Origin of the sequence: Priestia koreensis (assembly GCF_001274935.1) — a bacterium.
Classification (GTDB): Bacteria; Bacillota; Bacilli; order Bacillales; family Bacillaceae_H; genus Bacillus_AG; species Bacillus_AG koreensis.
In genome coordinates this window covers 658,042-678,978 of the sequence record NZ_LILC01000013.1, presented here as the reverse complement: position 1 = coordinate 678,978, position 20,937 = coordinate 658,042, and the positions used below count along the sequence as shown (strand labels likewise).

At 41.9% G+C, this 20,937-nt stretch carries 22 protein-coding genes; all 22 read left to right on the top strand.

Features of this window, described 5'->3' with window-relative positions; all coding sequences use genetic code 11:
• Positions 1–317: 317 nt before the first annotated feature.
• Positions 318–980, top strand: coding sequence for an L-serine ammonia-lyase, iron-sulfur-dependent subunit beta (gene sdaAB / locus AMD01_RS12580; protein WP_053401783.1), 663 nt, complete (start codon positions 318–320; stop codon positions 978–980).
• Between the two features lie 26 nt (positions 981–1,006).
• Entirely contained in the window at positions 1,007–1,894 is an 888-nt protein-coding gene (gene sdaAA, locus AMD01_RS12575) for an L-serine ammonia-lyase, iron-sulfur-dependent, subunit alpha (RefSeq protein WP_053401741.1), read from the top strand.
• The gene (recG, locus tag AMD01_RS12570) at positions 1,887–3,935 is read left to right on the top strand and encodes an ATP-dependent DNA helicase RecG (protein WP_053401740.1); all 2,049 of its coding nucleotides are present in this window, start codon (positions 1,887–1,889) and stop codon (positions 3,933–3,935) included. Before sdaAA ends, recG begins: the two co-directional genes overlap by 8 nt.
• A 240-nt stretch (positions 3,936–4,175) precedes the next feature.
• Positions 4,176–4,772 (top strand): transcription factor FapR, encoded by a 597-nt coding sequence (gene fapR / locus AMD01_RS12565; RefSeq protein WP_053401739.1) that lies wholly within the window; start codon positions 4,176–4,178, stop codon positions 4,770–4,772.
• Positions 4,756–5,754, top strand: coding sequence for a phosphate acyltransferase PlsX (plsX, locus tag AMD01_RS12560; RefSeq protein ID WP_053401738.1), 999 nt, complete (start codon positions 4,756–4,758; stop codon positions 5,752–5,754). Before fapR ends, plsX begins: the two co-directional genes overlap by 17 nt.
• Positions 5,755–5,769: 15 nt before the next feature.
• Complete coding sequence (fabD, locus tag AMD01_RS12555) at positions 5,770–6,708, top strand: ACP S-malonyltransferase (protein WP_053401737.1); 939 nt, start codon at positions 5,770–5,772, stop codon at positions 6,706–6,708.
• 5 nt (positions 6,709–6,713) lie between these two features.
• On the top strand, positions 6,714–7,454 hold the full coding sequence (gene fabG / locus AMD01_RS12550) for a 3-oxoacyl-[acyl-carrier-protein] reductase (RefSeq protein ID WP_053401736.1): 741 nt from the start codon (positions 6,714–6,716) through the stop codon (positions 7,452–7,454).
• A 65-nt stretch (positions 7,455–7,519) separates the two neighbouring features.
• Positions 7,520–7,753 carry an acyl carrier protein gene (acpP, locus tag AMD01_RS12545; RefSeq protein ID WP_053401735.1) on the top strand — a complete coding sequence of 78 codons (234 nt, stop codon included), beginning with the start codon at positions 7,520–7,522 and terminating at the stop codon, positions 7,751–7,753.
• Positions 7,754–7,965: 212 nt separating this feature from the next.
• Positions 7,966–8,712: a ribonuclease III gene (gene rnc, locus AMD01_RS12540; protein WP_053401734.1), complete on the top strand. Its 747-nt coding sequence runs from the start codon at positions 7,966–7,968 to the stop codon at positions 8,710–8,712.
• A gap of 176 nt (positions 8,713–8,888) precedes the next feature.
• On the top strand, positions 8,889–12,449 hold the full coding sequence (gene smc, locus AMD01_RS12535) for a chromosome segregation protein SMC (RefSeq protein ID WP_053401782.1): 3,561 nt from the start codon (positions 8,889–8,891) through the stop codon (positions 12,447–12,449).
• A gap of 21 nt (positions 12,450–12,470) precedes the next feature.
• Entirely contained in the window at positions 12,471–13,472 is a 1,002-nt protein-coding gene (gene ftsY, locus AMD01_RS12530) for a signal recognition particle-docking protein FtsY (protein ID WP_053401733.1), read from the top strand.
• Positions 13,473–13,566: 94 nt separating this feature from the next.
• On the top strand, positions 13,567–13,899 hold the full coding sequence (locus AMD01_RS12525) for a putative DNA-binding protein (RefSeq protein ID WP_053401732.1): 333 nt from the start codon (positions 13,567–13,569) through the stop codon (positions 13,897–13,899).
• 12 nt (positions 13,900–13,911) lie between these two features.
• A complete protein-coding gene (ffh, locus tag AMD01_RS12520; RefSeq protein ID WP_053401731.1) occupies positions 13,912–15,258 on the top strand; it encodes a signal recognition particle protein in 1,347 nt (448 codons plus the stop codon).
• Positions 15,259–15,416: 158 nt separating this feature from the next.
• A complete protein-coding gene (rpsP, locus tag AMD01_RS12515; protein WP_053401730.1) occupies positions 15,417–15,689 on the top strand; it encodes a 30S ribosomal protein S16 in 273 nt (90 codons plus the stop codon).
• A 10-nt stretch (positions 15,690–15,699) separates the two neighbouring features.
• Positions 15,700–15,930, top strand: coding sequence for a KH domain-containing protein (locus AMD01_RS12510; protein WP_053401729.1), 231 nt, complete (start codon positions 15,700–15,702; stop codon positions 15,928–15,930).
• A 276-nt stretch (positions 15,931–16,206) separates the two neighbouring features.
• Positions 16,207–16,593 (top strand): YlqD family protein, encoded by a 387-nt coding sequence (locus AMD01_RS12505; RefSeq protein ID WP_053401728.1) that lies wholly within the window; start codon positions 16,207–16,209, stop codon positions 16,591–16,593.
• A 13-nt stretch (positions 16,594–16,606) separates the two neighbouring features.
• Positions 16,607–17,125, top strand: coding sequence for a ribosome maturation factor RimM (rimM, locus tag AMD01_RS12500; protein ID WP_053401727.1), 519 nt, complete (start codon positions 16,607–16,609; stop codon positions 17,123–17,125).
• Positions 17,125–17,868 carry a tRNA (guanosine(37)-N1)-methyltransferase TrmD gene (gene trmD, locus AMD01_RS12495; RefSeq protein WP_053401726.1) on the top strand — a complete coding sequence of 248 codons (744 nt, stop codon included), beginning with the start codon at positions 17,125–17,127 and terminating at the stop codon, positions 17,866–17,868. The genes rimM and trmD overlap by 1 nt, the downstream gene beginning before the upstream one ends.
• A gap of 224 nt (positions 17,869–18,092) precedes the next feature.
• Positions 18,093–18,437: a 50S ribosomal protein L19 gene (gene rplS, locus AMD01_RS12490; RefSeq protein ID WP_053401725.1), complete on the top strand. Its 345-nt coding sequence runs from the start codon at positions 18,093–18,095 to the stop codon at positions 18,435–18,437.
• A gap of 117 nt (positions 18,438–18,554) precedes the next feature.
• Complete coding sequence (lepB, locus tag AMD01_RS12485) at positions 18,555–19,106, top strand: signal peptidase I (protein WP_053401724.1); 552 nt, start codon at positions 18,555–18,557, stop codon at positions 19,104–19,106.
• A 73-nt stretch (positions 19,107–19,179) separates the two neighbouring features.
• Positions 19,180–20,049, top strand: a complete 870-nt coding sequence (gene ylqF / locus AMD01_RS12480) for a ribosome biogenesis GTPase YlqF (RefSeq protein WP_053401723.1) — start codon at positions 19,180–19,182, stop codon at positions 20,047–20,049.
• Positions 20,050–20,128: 79 nt separating this feature from the next.
• Positions 20,129–20,902, top strand: a complete 774-nt coding sequence (locus AMD01_RS12475; protein WP_053401722.1) for a ribonuclease HII — start codon at positions 20,129–20,131, stop codon at positions 20,900–20,902.
• The last annotated feature ends 35 nt before the right edge of the window (positions 20,903–20,937 follow it).

Genomic DNA, 20,937 nt, shown 5'->3' with positions numbered 1-20,937 from the left:
GCTCGCCCCGCGGAAAGCGAAGTGATCTGAAACGGAGATCCGAACTAGTCAAAGGTGTTTTATGTGAAATAAACAAATCTCATCAGAATTACTCATTTAGAAAACGCTTTCAAAAACATCGTTGATTTTAATGATGAAATAGCACAGACATGATAAAATGAAAGACGAAGGCTATAATCAGACATCTGTCTGCTAAATCACGAGTATGTAGCGCACAAATCAGCGGAAAATAAACTTTTTTATTTTGCTATTTTACTATATACTTTTCAAAGTGAAATTAATGAACAGAGTGGAAACCGTGAAGGGGAGAAACGATGATGAAGTATAAGTCCGTATTTGATATTATTGGGCCCGTTATGATAGGTCCTTCTAGCTCACACACTGCTGGTGCAGCACGCATCGGACGCGTAGCTAGAATCCTTTTTAATAGAGAACCGAAAAAAGTAGTCGTTTCGTTGTATGGATCATTTGCTGAAACATATAAAGGTCATGGAACAGACGTTGCGCTAATTGGAGGAATCCTAGACTTTGATACATTCGATGAACGCATTCCTCAATCGCTAAAGATGGCAGAGGAACGCGGAATGGACGTAACATTTATCGAAGAAACGGCGATAACGGATCATCCGAATACGGCTCGTTTAAAATTAATAGATGAACAGAGTGAATTAGAAGTAGTTGGAATTTCAATCGGGGGAGGAAAAATTCAAATTACCGAGCTCAACGGATTTGAACTAAAGCTCTCAGGCGTAGATCCAGCTATCTTAATTGTGCACAACGATCGATATGGTGCAATCGCTGGTGTAACGAACGTTCTTATGAAGCACCGTATTAACATCGGACATATGGAAGTATCGCGTAAAGAAAAAGGTCAGGTGGCACTAATGGCCATTGAAGTTGATCACAACATCGAAGAAAGCGTATTGGATGAACTGCGAACGCTACCAAATATTATTCAAGTAACACGTATGGTTGACTAACAAGAACGAGAAAGCGGGGAACAAATATGTTTCGTAATGTGGCTGAGGTTGTAGAATTAGCTGAATCAAAAGGCGTTAAAATAGCGGAGATTATGATTCAGCAGGAAATGGAAGTAACAGGTCGATCACGCGAGGAAATTATTACGCAAATGGATCGCAATTTAACAGTGATGGAAGAAGCGGTAGAACGTGGCTTAAACGGCGTGAAGTCTGTATCAGGACTTACAGGTGGAGACGCTGTACTTATTCAAAACTATATTAAAAGCGGAAAATCGCTTTCTGGTAATTTAATTCTAGATGCGGTAAGTAAAGCTGTAGCAACCAACGAAGTCAATGCAGCAATGGGAACGATTTGTGCAACACCAACGGCTGGATCAGCTGGAGTAGTACCTGGAACGCTGTTTGCGGTAAAGCACAAGTTGAATCCGACGCGCGAAGAAATGATTGAGTTTTTATTCACATCTGGTGCATTTGGTTTTGTGGTGGCAAACAACGCGTCTATTTCTGGAGCAGCAGGTGGCTGTCAGGCTGAAGTAGGATCTGCATCTGGTATGGCTGCGGCTGCAATTGTTGAATTAGCAGGAGGAACGCCGAGTCAAGCTGCTGAAGCGATGGCCATTACGCTTAAAAATATGCTTGGATTAGTGTGTGATCCTGTTGCAGGGCTCGTAGAGGTACCGTGTGTCAAACGTAATGCAATGGGGGCTGCAAACGCCATGATCGCGGCAGATATGGCTCTTGCAGGTGTAACAAGTCGAATTCCATGTGATGAGGTTATTGATGCGATGTATCGAATTGGTCAAACGATGCCGGTTGCTTTAAAAGAAACGGCTAAGGGAGGTTTAGCGGCAACGCCAACAGGTCGTGCGCTAGAAGCGAAGATCTTTGGTATTCCGCTAGCACAAGGTGAGTAATTTAACTCAAATACCCATTACTGAGCTAAAAGGAATCGGGAATGAAACGGCCTTAACACTGCACGAAATGGGAATTCAAAATGTGTATGACTTGTTGGAGCACTTTCCTTATCGATACGAAGATTACAAGCTAAAAGATTTAGCTGACTGCAAGCACGAAGAGAGAGTAACGGTAGAGGGAAAAGTACACGGACTCCCAACTCTTACTTATTTCGGAAAAAAACGTTCTCGCTTAACGTTCCGCCTGCTAGTTGGACGTTACCTTATTACGGTCACGTGCTTTAACCGTCCGTATTACAAGGATAAGCTGAAGCTAGATGAAACGGTGACGGTTTCTGGGAAATGGGATCAACATAGGCAAACTGTTACTCTTCAAGAGCTGCACTTTGGCCCTTTTCAGCGTAAGCAGGAAATTGAGCCTGTGTACTCTGTTAAAGGAAAAGTGACCGTAAAGGCGATGCGCCGTTATATGGCGTCTGCTCTTCACAGCTATATTGATCAGCTTGAGGAGGTACTTCCGCCGTCTCTTCAGGCCCGGTATAAACTTTTGTCTCGACAAGAGGCGCTAAAGGTCATGCATCTACCACCTGATCACGATAGTCTGAAGCAAGCAAGAAGACGTTTCGTATACGAAGAATTTTTATTGTTTCAACTAAAAATGCAGGCGCTTCGTAAAATGGAGCGGGAGCAGGCACCGGGTGTTCAGCAAGCATTTGATTCAAGTAAGCTTGTGGAATTCACGAATATGCTTCCCTTCCCCCTTACAAACGCTCAGAAGCGAGTTGTAAATGAAATTACGTATGACATGAAATCGCCCTATCGAATGAATCGACTGTTGCAAGGGGACGTAGGATCGGGGAAAACGGTCGTCGCTGCCATTTCTCTTTATGCGACCGTTCTTGCTGGTTATCAAGGAGCTTTAATGGTTCCAACTGAAATTCTCGCAGAGCAGCACGTAGATTCGCTACAGGAGATGCTCTCAAAAGTAGGAATTCACGTTGGACTGCTGACAAGCTCTGTTAAAGGAAAAGCACGCCGTGAAATGCTCGAGCGAGTAAAAAACAATGAAATACAAGTTCTTGTAGGAACACATGCGCTCATTCAAGATGAAGTCGTCTTTGAAAAGCTCGGCCTCGTTATTACAGATGAGCAGCATCGCTTCGGCGTTGAGCAACGACGTGTGCTCCGCGAAAAAGGAGAAAGCCCGGACGTTCTTTTCATGACGGCGACCCCTATTCCAAGAACCCTTGCGATTACGGTGTTCGGTGAAATGGATGTCTCCATCATTGACGAAATGCCCGCGGGACGTAAAGTCATTGAAACGTATTGGGTGAAGCATGATATGCTTGAGCGCATTCTGCAATTTATTCATAAAGAGCTTGAAGAGGGACGTCAAGCCTACGTTATTTGTCCGCTGATTGAAGAATCAGATAAGCTGGACGTGCAAAATGCCATTGATGTTCACGCGACATTGACTCACTATTTTACTGGAAAATGCAACGTTGGCCTCATGCACGGTCGTCTTCATTCTGATGAAAAAGACGAGGTGATGAAAGCTTTTAGTGACAATGAAGTACAAATCCTTGTGTCGACAACGGTCGTGGAAGTAGGGGTAAACGTACCGAATGCAACGATCATGCTTATTTACGACGCAGAGCGTTTTGGGTTGTCGCAGCTTCATCAGCTGAGAGGACGCGTTGGTCGTGGAAGTGCACAATCATATTGCGTTTTAATGGCTGATCCAAAGTCAGAGGTTGGGAAAGAGCGCATGAAGGTCATGACTGAAACAAATGATGGGTTTGTATTATCGGAAAAAGATCTTGAGCTTCGTGGGCCAGGAGACTTTTTTGGGAAAAAGCAAAGCGGGATGCCCGAATTCAAAGTAGCTGATATGGTACATGATTACAGAGCGCTAGAGACGGCGCGTGATGACGCAACAAATCTCGTGAACTCCGACGCTTTTTGGCAGAGCGATGAGTATAAGCCTTTACGCTCATATTTAAAGGAAACAGGGGCGTTAAAAGGAGAAAAGCTTGATTAAAGACAATGTAGTCGGTAGGATGTTAAAAGAGTTTCTCTCTTTAACATCCTTTTTAATTTTGCAGAGCAATTCGAGTGGGAAATAGGTAGTAGGAGAGAGCACTATTAGTGATAAAGGTGATGATAAACCCTATTGCAACGCCTTTTCTTCATAGCTATTTCTGATATAATGGTTGCAAAATATTTTTAATGATTATATACTGCTGTTAGTACCTAGTAATAAAAGTCCGGATGGTGAATAATGAAGCGAAATAAAAAAGAACGGCAGCGCTTATTGAAAATCACAATTGATGAAAACCCCTTTATTACAGATGAAGAACTAGCGGATCAATTCGAAGTAAGTATTCAAACGATTCGATTAGATCGTTTGGAACTATCAATACCTGAATTACGTGAACGAATTAAACACGTTGCATCAAAACAGCTTGAGGACGAAGTTCGATCACTGCCGATTGAAGAGGTAATTGGTGAAATTATTGATATTGAACTTGAACATTCAGCTATTTCTATCTTTGATGTTCGCGAAGAACACGTGTTTAAGCGAAATCAAATTGCACGAGGCCATCATCTCTTTGCACAAGCTAATTCGCTTGCAGTTGCACTAATTAACGATGAATTAGCACTAACAGCTGATGCGGCAGTCAAATTTCTGCGCCAAGTGAAGGTGAATGAACGAGTAATTGCCAAAGCAAAGGTAACAGAGATTGAACTCAGTGGCCGTACAACGGTAGAAGTGAACAGCTACGTGGGGCAGGAAATCGTGTTCGCAGGCATGTTCAAAATGTTTCGCTCAAATTATGATAAAAAGGATGAGGAACATCATGAAAATAGCCATTGATGCAATGGGAGGAGACAACGCGCCAAAAGCGGTGGTAGAAGGAGCCGAAAAGGCGATTAGTCATTTCCCGAATTTACATATTACCCTAATGGGAAAAGAAGAAGAAATTAACCAGTACTTAACGAATCGTGAGCGCATTACGATTGTACATACAGATGAAACAATTGACGCGATGGACGAGCCTGTTCGTGCTGTGCGTCGTAAGAAAAATGCTTCGATGGTGTTAGCGGCGAAACAAGTGGCAGACGGTGAGGCCGACGCTTGCATTTCTGCTGGAAATACAGGGGCATTAATGACAGCTGGGCTGTTTGTTGTTGGACGCATTGATGGCATTGAGCGACCAGCGCTTGCACCGACGCTTCCAACGCTTGATGGCAAAGGGTTTTTACTGTTGGATGCGGGAGCTAACGTTGACGCGAAAGCTTCTCATTTGCTGCAATATGCAATTATGGGATCTATTTACGCTGAAAAAGTTCGTAACATTGCATCTCCGCGCGTAGGATTATTGAATGTCGGAACCGAAGATAAAAAGGGAAATGAGCTTACAAAGCAAACGTTCCAATTATTAAAAGAAGCAAATCTTAATTTTATTGGAAATGTGGAATCAAGAGATCTGTTAGAAGGTGTAGCAGACGTTGTTGTGACGGATGGTTTCACGGGAAACATCGCGTTAAAAACGATCGAAGGAACGGCTCTTTCTCTATTCTCTATGCTTAAAACAGAGCTTACAAGCACGTTCAAAAGTAAAATGGCAGCAGCCGTTTTAAAGCCCCAATTAAAAGGCTTAAAATCAAAGATGGATTATGCTGAATATGGTGGAGCTGGATTATTTGGTTTAAAAGCCCCGGTTATTAAAGCACACGGTTCATCAGATGCTACCGCTATTTTCAGTGCTATTAAGCAAGCTTTCACAATGGTCGAGCATGAAGTGAGTTCAACTATTAAAGCAGCGATTGAAGAAGAACAAACCGAAACGAATTAAAAGGAGGAAACTTCTATGGGTAAAATTGCATTTGTTTTTCCAGGGCAAGGTTCACAGGCAATTGGAATGGGAAAGGATTTCTTTGAATCCTATGAACAAGCAAAAAACATCTATCAACAAGCAGATACAGCCTTAGCATTTGATTTATCAGGGCTCATCTTTGAAGGAAATCAAGAGGAGCTAACGCTCACATACAACGCTCAGCCTGCACTTTTAACGACAAGCACGGCGATGTTACGTGTTTTTGAGGAATCGGGTATTTCAGCTGACTACGTAGCAGGACATAGCCTTGGGGAATACAGCGCGCTTGTTGCCGCAAATGCGATGACGTTTGAAGATGCGGTTGTAGCCGTGCGCAAACGCGGTCAGTTTATGGACGAGGCAGTTCCTGCAGGCAAAGGGACGATGGCAGCTGTATTGGGCATGGAAGCCTCACTTTTAGAAGAAGTGACAAATGAAGTAACAGCAGAAGGACATCCTGTTCAATTGGCAAACATCAATTGCCCAGGACAAATTGTTATTTCAGGAACGGTTGAAGGCGTAGAAAAAGCATCTGCTCTAGCAAAAGAAAAGGGAGCAAAACGTGCGATTCCTTTAGTTGTAAGTGGCCCTTTCCATTCAAGCTTAATGAAACCAGCAGCAGAGAAGCTAAATGACACACTACAAACGCTCCAATTAAAAGATGCTTCTATTCCAGTCGTATCAAACGTAGTCGCACAACCGATCACGTCAAAAGAAGAGATTCAGCAAAAGCTTGTTGAACAACTTTATTCACCGGTAAGATGGCACGAATCAGTTGAAACGTTGATTGAAAACGGTGTGGACACATTCATTGAAATTGGACCAGGTAAAGTATTAGCGGGTCTAGTAAAAAAGGTGAACCGTTCGGTAACGATTCATTCTGTTTATGATCTTGAATCAATGGAAACAACTATAAAAGCGATTAAAGGGTGATTGGTATGTTGGAAAATAAAGTAGCGCTTGTAACGGGTGCTTCTCGTGGTATCGGAAAAGCGGTCGCGCTTGAGCTTGCTAAACAAGGTGCAAAAGTTGTTGTCAACTATGCAGGAAGCGAAGCAAAGGCTCTCGAAGTAGTAGATGAAATCAAAGCACTTGGAAGCGAAGCGGTCGCAATTCAAGCGAATGTAGCAGAGGCAGACGCTGTACAATCACTTGTGAAGCAAACGATTGAAACTTTCGGCTCGCTGGATATTTTAATTAATAACGCTGGGATTACGCGCGACAACTTGTTAATGCGTATGAAGGAACAAGAGTGGGATGATGTGATAAACATCAATCTAAAAGGCGTGTTCTTATGTACAAAAGCGGTAACTCGTCAAATGATGAAGCAGCGCCAAGGAAGAATTATTAACATTTCTTCAATCGTTGGTGTGAGTGGAAATCCTGGACAAGCGAACTATGTCGCAGCAAAAGCAGGTGTTATTGGTTTAACCAAAACAACGGCAAAAGAGCTTGCTGCGCGTAATATTACGGTGAATGCCATCGCACCAGGCTTTATTACAACTGATATGACGGATGAGCTTCCTGAAGAGGTAAAAGCAGAAATGCTAAAACAAATTCCACTTTCACGTTTCGGTGAGCCTGAGGACGTCGCGAAAACCGTTGTATTCCTAGCATCTGAATCTAGCCGATACATTACGGGGCAAACGATTCACGTAGATGGCGGAATGGTCATGTAATTAGAAAGATTTCTAGTATTTTTAACTAGAATACTCTATAATACCTTGAGGGGAGGTGAAAGGCAGTGGCAGAAGTAGTAGAACGTGTAACAAAAATCATCGTTGACCGTTTAGGTGTTGACGAGAGCGAAGTTAAATTAGAGTCTTCTTTCAAAGACGATCTAGGTGCAGATTCTTTAGACGTAGTTGAGCTTGTAATGGAGCTTGAAGATGAATTTGATATGGAAATTTCAGATGAAGAAGCTGAAAAAATCGCAACAGTAAATGATGCTGTTACGTACATACAGAGCAAAATCTAATCTGTATTTCCTTTTTGACAAGTCCCGTTCTTTAGCGGGGCTTTTCCTGCTTTTTCGCTTCATTATGAAGAAAAATGAGCGAAATGGTAAAAAAAACGAAAAAGATGTACATTTTTTGAAAAGATACTGTATCTTTTTTTTTATCCCGTTTTATAATGAAGTATGTTATGGTAAAAAATTAGAAAATGTATGTGGTATTATTGGAGGTACCTATGTCTAGACATTATGCAGGAAGAGAAAGACGAATTAGTAGCAAGATGAAGCAAGGATTTCAAGAGTTTCAAGAGATGATTGGCTTTCATTTTGATAATGAATCATTACTGATCCAAGCATTTACCCATTCATCTTATGTCAATGAACATCGTCGTCGTCCTCATGAGGACAATGAGCGACTTGAGTTTTTAGGTGATGCGGTATTGGAATTAACCGTATCTCAATTTTTATTTAAAAAATACCCGATGATGAGTGAGGGTGAGTTGACAAAGCTTAGAGCTGCGATTGTGTGTGAACCTTCTCTTGTAACGTTTGCCAATGAGTTGTCATTTGGGCACCTAGTGTTACTGGGCAAAGGGGAAGAAATGACGGGTGGTCGAACACGCCCTGCATTGCTTGCCGATGTGTTTGAAGCATTCATTGGAGCATTGTACCTTGACCGAGGGATAGAAGCTGTAATGCAGTTTCTCGACAGAATCGTGTTTCCTAAGATTCATGACGGTGCGTTTTCTCATGTGATGGATTTCAAGAGTCAGCTTCAGGAATTAATCCAACGAGACGGACATGGACAATTAGAATACAAGGTCTTACAGGAAAAGGGGCCGGCGCATAATCGGGAGTTTATGTCACGGGTATCGTTGAATGGTGAAGAATTAGGGGTTGGAGTTGGCCGTTCGAAAAAAGAAGCGGAGCAAAAAGCAGCACAAGTAGCGATCACAAAGCTGAAATCCAACTCGAACTTATAAAAGAAGCCTGGCTGCTTTTTCATTATGTGAGGAGGCTTGAGTAGAATCGTATGAATCTACCGAGCTGTCATGGATGAAGAGGTTGATTTATAGGCAACAAATCCCCCTTTTTCATTTAGAGGGGGATTTGCTACGAAATGAGTCAAAAAAGAATACCAGAAAGTGAGGGGATTTCTATGTTTCTCAAACGGTTAGACATTGTAGGGTTCAAATCGTTTGCTGAAAAAATGTCCATCGACTTTGTCCCCGGAGTAACGGCAGTCGTTGGTCCGAACGGCAGCGGGAAAAGTAATATAACAGAAGCTGTACGTTGGGTAATGGGAGAACAATCAGCAAAATCGCTTCGCGGTTCAAAGATGGAGGATATTATCTTTGCCGGTAGTGATACGAGACGAGCGCTGAACCTTGCTGAAGTCACCCTGACCTTAGACAATGAGGATCAGTTTTTACCACTTGATTATAATGAAATTAGTATTACAAGAAGGGTCTACCGTTCTGGAGACAGTGAATTTTTAATTAACAATCAGTCATGTCGTCTAAAGGACATCGTCGATTTGTTTATGGACTCCGGTTTGGGGAGAGAAGCTTTTTCAATTATTGGACAAGGTAAGGTTGAAGAGATCCTGAGCAGCAAAGCAGAAGAACGACGGAAAATCTTTGAAGAAGCTGCGGGCGTCTTAAAATATAAAACGCGTAAACGAAAAGCCGAGCTCCGCCTGATGGAAACACAGGAAAACTTAAATCGTGTGATGGATATTCTTCATGAAATTGAAGGGCAGCTGGAACCGCTTAAAATTCAAGCCTCTGTTGCGCGCGATTACCTTGAAAAGAAAGAAGAGCTTGAAAAGGTAGATGTCGCAGTAACCGCCTTTGAAATTGAGGAGCTTCACGAGCGCTGGGAGAAATTAAAAGCGCTTATTGCTGAACATAAAGGCTTAGAAGAAAAGCTGACGGAAAACATTCAATCTCATGAAGCAAAGATTACAGGTATTCAAGCGCAGGTAGAGGAACTAGACCGAGGCATCGAACAGCTTCATCAATCCCTTCTTACGACAAGCGAAGAGCTTGAAAAACTTGAAGGAAAAAAAGAAGTATTAAAAGAACGTAAAAAAAATGCCAAGCAGAATCAGCAGCAGATGGAGCGACTTGTATTAGAGTATCAGCACAAGCTAGAAGAGCTCTGTCTGGCAAGGGACCAAGAAGTTGGCCATTTGGTTACATACCGAGAAGAAGTAGCACGCATGAAGGAAGAGCTTAAGAAAAAGCAAGAGCTGTTTGCTATTTACAATGAAAATCTCGAAGAAAAACTTGAAGAACTGAAAAGTGAATACTTTGAGGTCGTGAATAACCAAACAACGTTTAAAAATGAACGTACTTTTTTAGAAAATCAGCTCGTACAAAATAGTGACAAACAGCGTCGTTTAGATGAGACGAATGAGCGCTATGTTCGTGAACGAGAAGAACTTGGTGTGCGAAAAGAAGCGGAAGATGAAAAGCTACAAGCATTTTCAAATGATCTTGAGAAAAAGTTACGTGCTCTTAAGGATACACAAGCATCTCTTGAGAAGCTTCGAGAAGACTATCGTAAAAAAGAGTCTACATTATATCAAGCCTATCAATACGTGCAGCAAACAAAGTCCAGAAAAGATATGCTAGAAGAGATGCAAGAAGACTATGCGGGCTATTTTCAAGGTGTAAAAGAAGTGTTAAAAGCACGTGATCAGGAACTTTCTGGTATTGAAGGCGCTGTGGCAGAATTAATCGTTGTGCCAAAGGAATACGAAACAGCGATTGAAATTGCGCTCGGAAGCGCCACTCAGCACGTTGTGATGAAGGATGAACAAAGCGCGCGTACAGCGATCAGTTTTTTAAAGCGCAATGGGCACGGGCGAGCAACGTTCTTACCGATGACCGCAATAAAAGGGAAAGAAGTTTCATCGTATCATGAGCAAACGCTACGCAATCACAGTGCGTTTGTTGGAATTGCGGCAGAGCTTCTTCAGTATGATCGAAAATATCATCATATTTTAACGAATCTTCTAGGAACAATTGTCATTGTGAAAGATTTGAAATCTGCCAATGAGCTAGCTAAGTCTGTACAGCACCGCTATCGTTTTGTCACGCTTGACGGAGACGTAGTAAATCCAGGTGGATCCATGACGGGTGGAGCTGTGAAGCAGAAAACCAATTCGCTTCTTAGCAGACAGCGTGAATTAGAAACGATCACAGCAAAACTTGCTGATATGGAAGAAAAAACGACCATTTTAGAAGAGCAGGTTAAAAAGCTAAAGCAAGCCATCGAGCGTGGAGAAGTGAAAGTAGCGGACGAGCGCACAGAGGCTGAAGCGCTTAAAGAGCAGGAGCAGGAGCTGCGAGCAACGATTCATAAACTTAGCTTAGAAGAAAAAGCACTAAATGATCGACTATCGATTTATGATCAAGATATTGCCAGCTTTGAACAGGATAAGGAAACGATGCATCAGCGCATTTCTGAGCTTAACCAATCGTTAGCTAACCACAAAGAGCAGCTTATGCTACTTGATGAGCAAATTGCTGATGTGACGGCTCGTAAAAATGAACAGAAGTCATCCAAGGAAACGGTTCAAAGTGAGCTAACCGAGATTAAAGTACAGCTTGCAGGGAAAGAACAAATTTTAACGAATCAAGAAGAAAAGCAGGAGCGCTTAACATTTGAGATCGATCAAACAACGAAGCGTCTTCAAGAAGTAAAAGAAGACCTATCTCTCTTAACAACTGAAATGACGTCTAACGACTCAGGTGAGCTCACACTTGAGGATGCGGCAAAGCAGAAGCTAGAAGAGAAAAACGAAGTGGCAAGCCTTCTGCAAAAGCAACAGGATCATCGCCTTGCTTCACAGCGTCAGCTTGATGAGGCTGAGGGTGTGCTGAGGGAGATTGAGCGTCAGTACAAGCAGGTAGCAAATTCTCTAAAAGATGAAGAAGTTCAAGTGAACCGTATGGAAGTGGAGCTTGATAACCGTCTGCATCAGCTCCGAGAGGAATACGGCTTAAGCTTTGAAGCGGCGAAAGAGAAATATCCGCTGACGATGGATATCCTAGAAGCACGTAAAAAAATTAAGCTCATAAAAATGGCACTGTCTGATTTAGGTCCTGTTAATGTGGGGGCAATTGAAGAGTATGACCGTATTCACGAACGCTATACGTTCTTAAATGAACAGCGTGAGGATTTAGACGAAGCGAAGCAAACGCTGTATCAAATCATTGAGGAAATGGACGAAGAAATGAAAAAACGTTTTTCTCAAACGTTCCAAAGTATTCGAGCTGAGTTTGATGCGGTATTTACGAGTTTATTTGGCGGAGGACGAGCTGATTTACGATTAACAAACCCAGATGATTTATTAAACACAGGGGTGGATATCGTTGCACAGCCGCCAGGTAAAAAGCTACAAAACCTAGGTCTTTTATCAGGGGGAGAGCGGTCACTAACCGCAATTGCGCTTTTATTCTCTATTCTAAAAGTACGTCCTGTTCCGTTTTGCGTACTTGATGAGGTGGAAGCAGCGCTTGATGAAGCAAACGTACAACGCTTTGCTACTTACCTGCAAACCTTCAGTGATGAAACGCAGTTTATCGTCATTACACACCGTAAAGGGACGATGGAAGAAGCGGACGTGCTGTATGGGGTGACGATGCAGGAGTCGGGCGTATCAAAACTCGTATCAGTTAAACTTGAAGAAACGAAACAACTCGTGTAAAAAAAGAAAGGAAGTTGATGAATGAGCTTTTTTAAACGTTTAAAAGAAAAAATCACTCAGCAAACGGATTCCGTAACGGAGAAGTTTCGAGATGGATTAACAAAAACAAGAACGGCATTTAGCGGCAAGATGAATGATTTGTTTGCCCGCTATCGCAAAATTGACGAAGATTTCTTTGAAGAGCTTGAAGATATTTTAATTAGCGCGGATGTTGGCGTGAACACGGTCATGGAATTAATTGATGAGCTGAAGATGGAAGTGCGTCGCCGTAATATCCAAGACCCACGTGAAGTACAGGACGTGATTTCAGAAAAGCTTGTTGAAATCTACGAAAAAGGTGAAGAAAATCTTGCAGCGCTTAATATTCAACAAGAAGGTCTAACGGTTCTTCTATTTGTCGGGGTTAATGGCGTAGGGAAAACAACGACGATTGGTAAGATCGCAAATCAGTTCAAGCAACAAGGCAAAAAAGTGGTCATGGCAGCAGGCGATACGTTCCGTGCAGGTGCGATTGAACAGCTTGAAGTATGGGGCGAGCGCGTAGATGTTGATGTCGTGAAGCAGGCGGCCGGTTCAGATCCTGCAGCGGTTATGTTTGATGCGATTCAAGCAGCGAAAGCACGCGGCGCAGACATTCTTCTTTGTGATACGGCAGGCCGTTTGCAAAATAAAGTAAATCTAATGAAAGAACTTGAAAAAGTGAAGCGTGTGATTGAACGTGAAGTTCCAAATGCACCGCATGAAGTACTGCTCGTATTAGATGCAACAACAGGTCAAAATGCTCTTAGTCAGGCAAAAACATTCTCAGAAGCAACGAATGTATCTGGAATCGTACTGACAAAGCTTGATGGTACCGCAAAGGGTGGAATTGTCATTGCAATTCGTAATGAACTAGGATTACCCGTCAAATTTATTGGCCTTGGCGAGAAAGTAGATGATCTGCAAACATTTAATACGGAACAATATATTTACGGTCTGTTTGCGAATCAAGTTGATGACGAAAGCATGGCTGAAGAAGAATAAAATAAGCTGTTAAGAAAAAAACTTGACAACCGTTGTTAGAGTCGATAAAATAGCACATGTAAAGTGATTTCACTTAACAAGGAGGAGTAGTCAGATGCTGGAAAAAACGACGAAAATAAATTTTTTATATGATTTTTATCAATCGTTGTTAACTCCAAAGCAGCGAAACTACATGTCACTCTATTACTTAGATGACTATTCCTTAGGTGAAATAGCTGAAGAGTATAATATTAGTCGTCAAGCAGTGTATGACAATATTAAACGAACAGAACAGATGCTTGAACAATATGAAGAAAAGCTATTACTGTTTCAACGGTTTCAAGAGCGACAACAATTATTCAAAAAAATTGAAGAGAAATTACGCGCTCATCATATTGAAGATGAGGAGCTATATTCTCTTTTAAAATTGCTTGAGAAATTAGATTAGGGGGCGGCGTATATGGCATTTGAAGGATTAGCCGACCGTTTGCAAAGTACCATTCAAAAGTTAAAAGGTAAAGGGAAAGTTAACGAAGCAGACGTAAAAGAAATGATGCGTGAAGTTCGATTAGCTTTACTAGAGGCAGACGTAAACTTTAAAGTAGTTAAAACGTTTGTAAACCGTGTGAGCGAGCGAGCTGTAGGACAAGAAGTGTTGAAAAGTTTAACACCAGGTCAGCAGGTTGTAAAAGTTGTTAAAGAAGAGCTCACAGAACTAATGGGTGGGGAGCAAAGTAAAATTGCGACTGCGTCAAAGCCACCAACTGTTGTAATGATGGTAGGTTTGCAAGGTGCAGGTAAAACAACCACGACAGGTAAACTAGCTAACTTCCTACGCAAAAAGCATAATCGTAAACCTCTTTTAGTTGCAGCGGATGTGTATCGTCCAGCGGCAATTAAACAGTTAGAAACGCTTGGTAAACAGTTAGATATGCCTGTGTTCTCACTTGGAGATCAGGTGAGCCCAGTGGAAATTGCAAAGCAAGCGATTGAGCATGCGAAGCAAGAACATCATGATTATGTCTTGATTGATACTGCTGGTCGACTTCATATTGATGAAAATTTAATGGATGAGTTAACGCAAATCAAGGAACTGTCGAATCCACAGGAAATTTTCCTTGTGGTAGATGCAATGACAGGACAAGACGCTGTAAATGTAGCGGATAGCTTCAACAAACAGCTAGGTCTGACTGGAGTTGTACTTACAAAATTGGACGGTGATACACGTGGTGGTGCGGCCCTATCCATTCGATCTGTAACCGATACACCAATTAAATTCATCGGGATGGGTGAAAAGCTCGATGCTTTAGAAGCATTCCATCCGGAGCGAATGGCTTCTCGTATTTTAGGAATGGGAGATGTGCTGACGCTTATTGAAAAAGCACAGGCTTCTGTTGACGAGGAGAAAGCGAAGGAACTTGAGCAAAAGATGAAGACTATGTCCTTTACGTTTGATGATTTCCTAGATCAGCTAGGTCAAGTTCGTAAAATGGGACCAATCGATGAGCTGTTAGGAATGCTTCCTGGGGCGAATAAGATTAAAGGTCTGAAAAACGTTCAAGTAGATGAAAAACAAATTGGTCACGTTGAAGCGATTATTCAATCAATGACGAAAAAAGAAAAAACAAATCCTGAAATCATCAATGCCGGTCGTCGTAAACGCATTGCAAAAGGAAGCGGTACGTCTGTTCAAGAGGTAAACCGACTGCTCAAGCAATTCGAAGACATGAAAAAGATGATGAAACAAATGTCTGGCATGGCGAAATCAGGTAAGAAAAAAGGGATGAAATTTCCGTTCCTACCGTAATAAAAACGGTGAAATTTGAAACGTGATACTTGCATTTTGGGCCTGTACAACGGCAACGGAACAGAAAAGAAGATTCTGTTAAGAAAAAAACCTTTACAGTGTCCATAATGTTTGCTAATATATTATTCTGTGTGAAACAATTTCGGAGGTGCTTTTAAATGGCAGTAAAAATTCGTTTAAAACGTATGGGAGCAAAAAAGTCTCCTTTTTATCGTATCGTAGTAGCTGATTCTCGTTCACCACGTGATGGACGTTTCATTGAAACTGTTGGAACTTACAATCCTGTAGCTCAACCAGCAGAAGTAAAAATCAACGAAGAATTAGTTCTTAAATGGCTTAAAGATGGTGCAAAACCATCTGATACAGTGCGTAACCTTTTCTCTAAAGAAGGTATCATGGAGAAATTCCATAACGCTAAACTAGGTAAATAAGTAGGACGAAATGAAAAGCCTACTTGAGACGATCGTCAAGCCACTTATTGATAATCCTCATGAACTAAGTGTTCGTGAAGTGTTAGAAGATCATAGTGTTACCTACCTTGTAACGGTTCACCCTGATGATATGGGGAAAGTAATCGGCAAGCAAGGTCGTATTGCCAAAGCGATTCGTACTGTTGCGTATGCAGCAGGATCTCAACTAGATAAGAAAGTGTATGTGAAGTTTGATCAATAAGTTGTCGAGTAAGATAACGTTATGAGGCAACGTATGATTCATTCCTCACAATTCCTCTTCTTTTATGCAAATAAAAATGAGGGGTGTGATAGGGCGACTCACAAGGAGGAATTCTTCCTTTTGGGTCGTCCTATTTTTGTCTCTTAATTGCTTTCTCGATCATTGGATAAAAGGAAAAGGCTTATGCTTGTGTGAGCGAGAAATCGATATCATATAGGTACCAACTGTCTGATGAAGGAGAAAATAGTATATACTTTGTATAGGAAGGGGAATGGTATGGAGATTATTCAAAAAGTAACGGTGAAACAAATTTTAACGGATACTAGCAGGCAGAAGCTGCTCGATCGTTTTAATGAACGAAAAAGCTTTCTTCAGCAGGAGCTCCAGCAATTGTCGTTTCAGCTTAAAAGGTTAGAAAAAAACCAAAAAAGTCATTCTGTGCTCCTTGAGCAGCAGTTTGAAAAAGAGCGTGCGGCAAGAATAGAAAAAATGAAAATACTTGATTTTCAAATTGAGCAGCTTCATACATTGCCGATTGGCAGTGAGTTAATGGAAAAAGAAATAGAGGGACTTGTACCTGTGCACGTTGGAGATGTATGGGAGAGTGTTCAGCAAGAGAAATCTATCATCGTAAAAGATGGGATTATAGTAGAGATTCGATAGAGGTGAGCGAATAATGGAAAATTGGTTTAACGTAGGAAAAATCGTCAATACACATGGTATTCGTGGAGAAGTACGCGTCATTTCCAAAACGGACTTTGCAGATGAGCGCTATGAAGTAGGGAACAAATTGTACATATTTAAACCAAACAGCACAGAGCCAATTGAAGTGACGATTTCAAGTCACCGCGAGCATAAAACTTTTAACTTACTAACATTTGAAGGCTATCATAACGTCAATCAAGTGGAGCAGTTTAAAGATAGTCTTGTGAAGGTTCCTGAGAGTGCGTTAGGTGAGCTTGAGGAAGGCGAATTTTATTTCCATGAAATTATTGACTGTGAGGTCTATACAATGGCTGGGGAGAAAATCGGTAAGATTAAAGAAGTATTAACACCGGGTGCGAACGATGTGTGGGTTGTGCAGCGTCCAAAGGGAAAAGACGCGTTAATTCCTTACATTGAATCAATTGTAAAAGAAGTGGATATTGCAAATAAAACGGTTAAAATTGACGTAATGGAAGGACTTTTAGACTGATGAGAATTGATGTGCTATCACTGTTTCCAGAGATGTTTTCAGGGGTGCTCGGAGAATCAATTGTAAAAAAGGCTCAGGAAAAAGAGGCCGTTGAAATCCATACGGTGAATTTTCGCGAGTATTCCACGAATAAGCATCAAAACGTCGATGATTATCCATATGGTGGTGGTGCAGGAATGGTCTTAACACCGCAGCCTATTTTTGATGCGATCGAAGAAGTAACAAAAGAAGCCGTTAAGCCACGCGTCGTGCTTATGTGTCCACAAGGTGAACGTTACACGCAAAAAAAGGCAGAAGAGCTCGCTAAAGAAGACCATCTTATTTTTATCTGTGGTCATTACGAAGGGTACGATGAGCGAATTCGAGAACATCTAGTAACGGACGAAATCTCCATTGGGGACTACGTGCTAACAGGGGGCGAGCTTGGGGCGATGGTCGTGATTGACAGCGTCGTACGTCTACTTCCTGAAGTGTTAGGGAACGAAGACTCTGCAATGAAGGATTCGCACAGTACAGGGCTCTTAGAGCATCCTCACTATACAAGGCCTTCGGATTTCAGAGGAATGAAAGTTCCGGACGTTTTATTATCAGGCGATCATAAGAAGATTGCCGAGTGGCGGGACAAGGAGTCTATTAGACGAACGTTTGAGCGTCGTCCAGATATGCTTGAAACGCACGAATTGACGCCGGTGCAGCAAAAGTGGCTTGCGGAAATTAAGGCAGAGAGCAACGAAAAGAAATAACGGCCTTTTTTCATGAGAGTCGTTATCCTCAATTTTACAAACCGAACGAAAGCGATGTAAAAGTATGTGATGTTTTTAAAAAATCATGTTGCATCCCATATTTATATATGCTAAGATAGTGCTTGTGGCTTGAGTTCAGAAGAACTTGGCCCTTAAAACGGTGTTCCGCTGCAATGAGCATTTATGCCGGCATGAGCATTTGTTGGAAGGAGTTGAAAGAGACGATGCAAAAACTTATTCAAGAAATTACGAAAGAACAACTAAGATCAGACCTTCCTGAGTTCCGTCCTGGTGACACTGTACGTGTACACGTAAAAGTTGTCGAGGGTACTCGTGAACGTATTCAGGTATTCGAAGGTGTTGTGATTAAGCGTCGTGGTGGTGGAATCAGCGAAACATTTACAGTACGTAAGGTATCTTACGGTGTAGGTGTTGAACGTACATTCCCTGTACACACACCAAAAATCGCGCTAATCGAAGTTATTCGCCGTGGTAAAGTACGCCGTGCGAAACTTTACTATCTACGTAACCTACGTGGTAAAGCAGCGCGTATCAAAGAAATTCGATAATAAAGCGGAAAGGAGCTTGGAGACAAGCTCCTTTTTTTCAAATTTTAATACGATTTTAATGAACATAGAATCTAGAATCCTTTACAATAAAAGAAAAAGCAGTTGGGGGATTTATAGATGGCTCGCAAAAAGAATGAATTATGGGAATGGATTAAAGCGATCGCAATTGCCGTATTGCTGGCGACTGTTATTCGCTATTTTTTGTTTGCCCCGGTTGTTGTAGACGGCTCGTCTATGATGCCTACTCTCCAGGATCAAAACCGCATGATTGTGAATCAGCTTTCGTACAAATTTAGCGAGCCCAAACGATTTGATATTTTAGTTTTTCATGCTCCAGGTGGTCAAAACTACATCAAGCGTGTAATCGGCTTACCAGGAGATCATATTGAATACAAGCGAGATGTGCTTTATGTGAACGGTCATGCTGTACCCGAACCGTACTTAGATACGTATAAAAAACAGGTGATGGATGGACATTTGACGGAAGATTTCACGCTTGAGACAATCATCGGACGCAAAACGGTTCCAAAAGGAGAGCTGTTCGTGATGGGTGATAACCGCCGCTACAGCAAAGATAGCCGTCAAATTGGTACCATTCCTCTTGCGAAAGTAGTAGGGAAAACGGGGGCTGTATATTGGCCAATCCGTGAAGCACGTTTTGTAAAATAGCGCGTAGATGAAAGGCGCAGTGAGGTTATGTGCTTTTTAATACGTCTGAATAGAATGTAAGTAGGTGAAGAATATGACGATTCAATGGTTTCCAGGGCATATGGCAAAGGCCCGTCGTCAAGTAACAGAAAAGTTAAAGCTAATTGATATTGTTTACGAGCTTGTTGATGCACGTATCCCTCAATCTTCACGCAATCCAATGATTGATGAAATTGTGACAAACAAGCCGAGAGTGGTGCTGTTAAATAAAGCAGACAAAGCGGACAAAGCGATTACGAATGAATGGCTTCGTTACTACGAAGAAAAAGGTATTGCAGCAATTGCGATTGATGCACAGTCTGGTAAAGGACTCAATCAAATTTTGACCGTTTCGAAAGAGCTGCTTAAGGAAAAATTTGATCGTATGCGTGCGAAAGGTATTAAAAATCCTCGTGCGATTCGTGCCATGATTGTAGGTATTCCAAACGTAGGGAAATCCACGTTGATTAACCGCTTGGCACACAAAAATATTGCTAAAACAGGCGACCGTCCAGGTGTTACGCAAGCACAGCAATGGATTAAAGTGGGCAAGGAGCTTGAGCTTTTGGATACGCCAGGAATTTTGTGGCCAAAGTTTGAGGACGAACTTGTGGGCTACAAGCTTGCAACCACTGGTGCAATTAAAGACACGATTCTTAACCTTCAGGACGTTGCGGTGTACGCGCTGCGCTTTTTAACAGCAAGCTATCCAAACCGTCTACAGGAGCGCTATGATCTGCCACATATTCCAGAAGAGATTGTGGATCTGTTTGATGAGATTGGAAAGCGAAGAGGCTGTCTATTATCAGGCGGGATCATCGACTATGATAAAACAGCTGAGCTTGTACTGCGCGAAATTCGTGGCGATAGACTAGGCGTCTTAACTTTTGAGAAGCCTTATGAAGAAAAGGTAGAAGCAGAGTAAAAAAGCAGGCGTTCGCGCTTGCTTTTTTCTTTAGAACCAAAAGATAAAAGCCGATATATGTGCTAGAAAGAGTGAGAAGATGTCAAAAACGATTCAAGAAATCAAACAAGAATTAACAGAGGTACGAAGCGAACACGATGCTTTTTATCAAGCATGTTTGAAAGATGAGCGAAAAGGCGTTCAAACGCTTATAAAGCAAAAGCAAAAGGAATTTGCGAAAGAGGCGCAATTAAAACAGCAATTTGATGACATGATGCGCTATGAAAATGACCTATATGCACAAGGTGTAACGCGTATTGCCGGCATTGATGAAGTAGGAAGAGGTCCTTTAGCGGGTCCTGTTGTTGCGGCGGCCGTTATATTGCCAAAAGAATTTTATTTAGCAGGATTAACGGATTCAAAAAAACTGTCCGAAGTAAAGCGTGACGCATATTATAATTATGTCATGGAGCATGCAGTAGCTGTAGGGATAGGCATTCAATCCGCTAGGGTGATTGACGAGGTTAACATTTATGAGGCCACCAAATTAGCAATGCAAGAAGCGATTGCAGAATTAGGTATGGAACCTCAACATCTATTGATTGATGCGATGAAGTTACCCATCGATATTCCGCAGCAATCCATTATCAAAGGTGATGCGACGAGCATTTCGATTGCCGCAAGTTCCGTTGTAGCAAAAGTAACGCGAGATCGCATGATGAAGCAGTTAGCAAACGAATATCCACAGTATGGCTTTGAAAAACATATGGGATATGGGACGAAGCAGCATTTAGATGCAGTGGAACAGCATGGCATTCTGGACGAGCATCGTAAATCGTTTGCGCCGATTAAACATTATGTAACACATGTTTAAACGTGTGAAGGTTTGGGAACGGATTGGTTCTCAAA